Annotated in this window: 5 protein-coding genes; 4 read left to right on the top strand and 1 reads right to left on the bottom strand. The window is 70.0% G+C overall.

Annotated elements, in window-relative coordinates:
* The first annotated feature begins 117 nt into the window (after positions 1-117).
* Both PKH97_RS13305 and PKH97_RS13300 read left to right on the top strand, forming a co-directional pair.
* Positions 118-1122, top strand: a complete 1005-nt coding sequence (locus PKH97_RS13305) for a glycoside hydrolase family 3 N-terminal domain-containing protein (protein WP_324387997.1) — start codon at positions 118-120, stop codon at positions 1120-1122.
* Between the two features lie 144 nt (positions 1123-1266).
* Positions 1267-2181, top strand: a complete 915-nt coding sequence (locus tag PKH97_RS13300; RefSeq protein ID WP_324387996.1) for a zinc metalloprotease — start codon at positions 1267-1269, stop codon at positions 2179-2181.
* A 79-nt stretch (positions 2182-2260) separates the two neighbouring features.
* On the opposite strand, the gene PKH97_RS13295 is transcribed toward PKH97_RS13300, so the two are convergent.
* Positions 2261-3499, bottom strand: a complete 1239-nt coding sequence (locus tag PKH97_RS13295) for a glycoside hydrolase family 3 N-terminal domain-containing protein (protein ID WP_324387995.1) — start codon at positions 3497-3499, stop codon at positions 2261-2263.
* A gap of 85 nt (positions 3500-3584) precedes the next feature.
* On the opposite strand from PKH97_RS13295, the gene PKH97_RS13290 reads away from it, so the two are divergent.
* Together PKH97_RS13290 and PKH97_RS13285 are read left to right on the top strand one after the other, a co-directional pair.
* On the top strand, positions 3585-4598 hold the full coding sequence (locus PKH97_RS13290; protein ID WP_324387993.1) for a nucleoside hydrolase: 1014 nt from the start codon (positions 3585-3587) through the stop codon (positions 4596-4598).
* A partial coding sequence (locus PKH97_RS13285; RefSeq protein WP_324387992.1) for a PfkB family carbohydrate kinase occupies positions 4598-5323 on the top strand: 726 nt, incomplete at its 3' end. The genes PKH97_RS13290 and PKH97_RS13285, both read left to right, overlap by 1 nt.

Genomic DNA, 5323 nt, shown 5'->3' with positions numbered 1-5323 from the left:
GGCGCGACGCCGAGCGCGTCGGCGACGACAGCCGCCACGGATACGCCGAGCACCTCCACCACGCCGTCGGCGACCGTCGACGCCAGGGCGGCGTGCATAGCCAAACTCGCCGCCGGGATGAGCAATCGCGCGCGGGTCGGCCAGTTGCTCATGGTCGGTCTGGAACCCGCGTCGGGCGCACCCGGCGTCAAGACTGCGGTCGCGACCTATGGCGCGGGTGGGGTGATTTTCCTCGACGGCTGGTCCGGTGCCGCAACCGTCAAATCGGTTGCCTCCCAGGTCGCTTCGTATGCCAGCGGCCCGGCACTCTTCGTCGCCGCGGACCAGGAGGGCGGGCAGGTCCAGCAACTCAAGGGCGCCGGATTCTCCGTGATCCCGTCCGCCGAGCAGCAGTCCCGCCTCGGCTCGGCCGCGCTGACCACCTCGGCCACCGGCTGGGCGGAGGAATTGCGCGCCGCCGGCGTCAATGTCAACCTCGCTCCGGTCGCGGACACCGTGCCCGCCGACATCGGCACGGCCAATGGCCCGATCGGCCGCTATCACCGCGAATACGGCGCCACCCCCGAGGTGGTCACGCAATCGGTGACCGCCTTCATCGACGGCATGCATGCCGGGGGAGTCGCCGCGACCGTCAAGCATTTCCCGGGCATCGGGCGCATCGCCGGCAACACCGACACCGCGAGCACGGGCATCACCGACAACGTCGCCACCGTCACCGATCCCGATCTCGCGCCTTTCGCGGCCGGCATCGCGGCGGGTGCCGACTTCGTGATGGTCAGCTCGGCGAACTACCCGAAGATCGCTGAGGGACAGGCGCTTTTCGCGCCCGCGATCGTCACCGGCCTGCTTCGCGATCGCTTGGGGTATGCCGGCGTGGTCATCACCGATGACGTCGGTGCGGCCGCCGCGGTGGCGGCCGTCCCCATCGGCAATCGCGCCACCGGCTTCATCGCCGCGGGCGGTGACATCGTCCTGACGGCCCGGCCGAGCGACATACCAATCATGTCCAAGGTGGTGCTGGCGCAGGCCGCCGCCGACCCCGTCTTCGCCGATCAGGTGGCCGCGGCCGTGACGCGAGTGCTCACGTTGAAGACCGCACGGGGGCTGACAACCTGCTCGTGAATCGGCGGCATTCCGTCGTTACCGATCGGTAGAAAAGTGGGCGGAAGTGCGCCATTCTTGACTGCGCGCGGCACCGAGGCCGCGCGACCAGCGCGCTGCCGCCACGTCGGCCGGCCCGCCAGACCTCCCGAACGGAGACCAATAATGAGTGCACGTCGACTCGCCGCCGCCACCGCGATGACAACCCTGGCCGCCCTGGCCGTGAGCGCACCCGCGCAGGCTCGCCCGCTGGGGGCCACCGACACGCCCAGCGCCTGTGTCGCGCATAGGGACAGCGTGAACATCGGCCGGGCCGCTCAGGGCGGCAACCGCAAGGACGCGAACGAGATCACGGCCGCCCAGGCCGCCGCCATGGAGTCGCGGCTCGCCGCCGCCCTGGCCACCAAGGGGGGCCGCGCGGCCTTCACCCCGGTCACCGTCAAGGTCTACATGCACGTCATCACCGACGGCGCCACGGGCAATCTCAGCTCGTCGATGATCGCCAACCAGATCTCGGTCCTCAACGCCGCCTATGCCGCCACCGGCTTCTCCTTCACGCTGGCCGCGACGGACTACACCAACAACGCGACCTGGTACAACGGGCTGACCTCGGGCACCACCGCCGAGCGCAACATGAAGACGGCGCTGCGCAAGGGCACCAAGGCCGACCTCAACCTCTACAGCGCCAACCTCGGCGGCGGCTTGCTCGGCTGGGCAACCTTCCCCAAGTCGACCTATGACGTGATGGACGGCGTCGTCCTGCTCGATCAGTCCCTGCCCGGCGGCACCGCGGCGCCCTACAACCTCGGCGACACGGCCACCCATGAGGCCGGGCACTGGTTTGGGCTCTACCACACCTTCCAGGGCGGGTGCACCGGCAAGGGCGACTATGTCGACGACACGCCGGCCGAGAAGTCCGCGGCCTTTGGCTGCCCGACCGGGCGCGACTCGTGCGCCCGGCAGGCGGGGAAGGACCCGATCACCAACTTCATGGACTACACCGATGACGCGTGCATGACCCAGTTCACCAGCGGCCAGATCGCCCGTATGCAGTCGCAGTGGGTCGCCTTCCGAGCCTGACCGGCCACGTCTGCCGGTCGACCACAGCGACGCGCCTGCGCGTCTGATGGGACGACCTGCGCGCGGGCTGACCCCGCTCTCACGAGCAGGTGGTCAGCCCGCGCCCGGTCTTCAGGGCCAGGACGCGAGCCACCGAGTCATCGACCTTGGCGGCGAAGGACGGGCTTTTTTGGCGGGCCGCCAGGATGGCCGAAATCATCGGGCCCACCGTCGCCGGGTTGCCGGTGAGGATGATGTCGCCGCCCGCGGTGATGAAGCGCGTGGCGCGACTGCCCACCGGAGTCGACTGCACCGCAACGGCATTGCCCATATCGTCGGTGACGACGACGCCCTGGTAGCCGATGGATCCGCGCAGCAGACCGCTGATCGTCGCCTGCGAAAACACCGCCTGTCGGGTCGAGTCGATCTTGGGATACCAGGCCGAACTCATCATCACGAAATCGGCGCCGGCCGCGATGCCGGACTTGAACGGAATGAGATAGCCCGACGTCGCTTCCGTCACGTCGTCGGTGATCCCGGTCGCCGACGTGTCGGTGTTGCCGGTGACGCGTCCGAGGCCGGGGAAGTGCTTGACGGTGGCAGCGACCCCACCAGCGTGCATGGAGGCGACGACGGTGTTGACGTCGGTGGCGACGCGGTCGGCCGAGTAGTCGTAGTTGCGGAAGTAGTAGCCGATCGGCCGGTTGTACGGCATGAAGGACTTGCTCACCGTGTCTGCGACCGGCGCGAGGTTGACGTTGACCCCGGCGACGCGCATCTGCTTGGCCACCGTCGTGGTCTGCGTCACCAGCGTGCTGGGCGCCCACTTCGTGCCCTGGGTGAAGGCCGTCGGCAGGTCGGTGAAGCCGTAGCCCTGCAATTGCTGGACATAGCCCCCCTCCTGGTCCGCCGAGACGAAGAGTCCCACGCGTGGGTCGGCCAGCCCGGAGAGGTGATGCGTCGTCGTGGCCACCGAGGTCCGCCCGCTGTGGAAGCCGCCGAGCAGCACCACGCCGCCGAGCGCGTAGGACCGCACGGTCGAGTCGACGCCGGACGGAGCCGCCGACGCGTCCAGACCGACCCAGATCAGTTGGCCGACCCGCTGGTTCACGGTCATGGACGCAACCAGGTCGCTGACGCAGGAGCGTTGGGAGAGCGTGAGATTCGACGTCGGTGACGTGCTCGCGGAGGCGACGGGAACGGCATACGCCGGGGCGCCGGAGGCGAGCAGAGCGGCTGTGGCGCCGCCGCCCGCGACCAGCCCGGCGACCCGCCGGCGGCAACCACGTCCGTTCCCGGTCCGTATGCCGCCCGCTCGCCCGCTCGTGACTCGTCGCATTCCGCTCAACCTTTCTGACTGAATCCCTTCGTGAGCGTAGACGCCCCAACACGGCGCGGGGTTGGGGCGCAATAGGCTGCGCCCCATGACGGCTGTCCCGGTGATTCTCGACGTCGATACCGGAGTCGACGATGCCTGCGCCCTGCTGCTCGCGGCCCTGCACCCGGGGCTCGATCTGCGGGCGGTCACATGTGTCGGCGGCAATGCGCCGCTCGCCGATGTCGTCCGCAACACGCTCACCGTCCTCGACGCGGCCGGCCGGCCCGACGTGCCGGTGGCGGCGGGGGCGGACCGGCCGCTGCTGGAGGACCCGGTCGACGCGCGGCACGTGCACGGCGAGGACGGGATGGGCGATCTCGACTGGGCCCCGTCCACGCGCGCGCCGATCCCGGGCCACGCGGTGGAGTTGCTGCGCGACACCCTGCGCGCCGCGGCCGCCGCGGGGGAGCGGGTCACGGTCATCCCGCTGGCTCCGTTGACCAATATCGCGCTGCTGCTGCGGACCTATCCCCTTGCGGCAGAAGGGATCGAGCGCATCGTGTTCATGGGTGGGTCGGCTGCCATCGGCAACGCAACGGCGTCCGCCGAGTTCAACATCTTCCACGACCCGGAGGCCGCGGCGATCGTCTTCGACGCGACCGCGGACCTGGGCATTCCGCTGACGATGTTCGGGCTGGATGTCTTCTACGAGCCCCAGGTCTCGGCCCTCGACGCCGCCGAATTGGTCGCGGCGGACCCCACCGGAGCAGCCGGATTGGGAGGCCGGTTGATCGCGTTCCAATGCGAGCGCTTCGACGCCGACGCGGCGACCATCGGTGACGCCGGTGCGGTGTGCGCAGTGGCCGATCCCGACGGTCTGCAGACGCGGACCTTGCCGGTACGCGTGGAGTTGGCCGGGCGCTACACGCGCGGCCGGACCGTTGTCGACCACCGGGACTGGTCGGGCGACCTGACGCACGACCCGCACGGGCAGTCGGATGTCGTCGTGGACGTCGGCCTGGGCATCGACGGGCCGCGCTATGCCCGACTGTGGCTGGACACCTTGCGGGCTGGCGCGCGCACAACTGCGGCCGTCGGTGCCGCAGCGGTGGGTGCGTGATGGGCCGGGTCATCGTTGTGGGCTCGATCAATGTCGATCACGTCGCGCATGTCGACGACTTCCCCAAACCGGGGGAGACGATCAGCGCCTTGCGGCTCGATCTGATGGCCGGCGGCAAGGGGGCGAACCAAGCCGTGGCGGCTGCCAGGGCGGGCGCGGACGTTGTCATGGTCGGCTGTGTCGGCGACGATCCCTATGGTGTCGCCTACCGGAATCGCTTGGCGCAGTTGGGCATCGACGTCCGTGCGGTGCGCGTCGTCGGCGGCGAGCCAACGGGCACGGCATACGTCACATTGGACGCGGGGCGCGAGAACACCATCGTCATCGTGGCCGGGGCGAATGCCGAAGTGGCGTTGACGGACGCGCAAGCGGTGCCTGGCGTCGGGCCGGGCGACGTCGTCGTTCTGCAGTTGGAGATTCCCCACCGCGTGGTGGCTGCGGTTGCGGAATGGGCGGCGGACCGCGGAGCGCGGGTGGTCCTGAATGTCGCGCCCTTTGCGGTCCTGGACCCGCCCGCCTTGGCGGTCGCGGATCCGGTGGTTGCCAATGAGCACGAGGCGCTTCGTCTCGCCGATGCCGATCTCGGGACGGGCGGGTCTCTGCTGGTGACTCTCGGCCCCAGCGGTGCGGTGTGGGACGGCGAGCACGTGCCGGCGGCAGCGGTGCCCGGCGGCGAGGTCGTCGACACGACGGGGGCGGGCGACGCCTTCGTCGGGGCGCTCGCC

Origin of the sequence: Nostocoides sp. (assembly GCF_035343835.1) — a bacterium.
Taxonomy (GTDB): domain Bacteria; phylum Actinomycetota; class Actinomycetes; order Actinomycetales; family Dermatophilaceae; genus Nostocoides_A; species Nostocoides_A vanveenii.
Note: the sequence above shows the minus strand (reverse complement) of the source record. Positions and strands in the feature narration are given on the sequence as shown.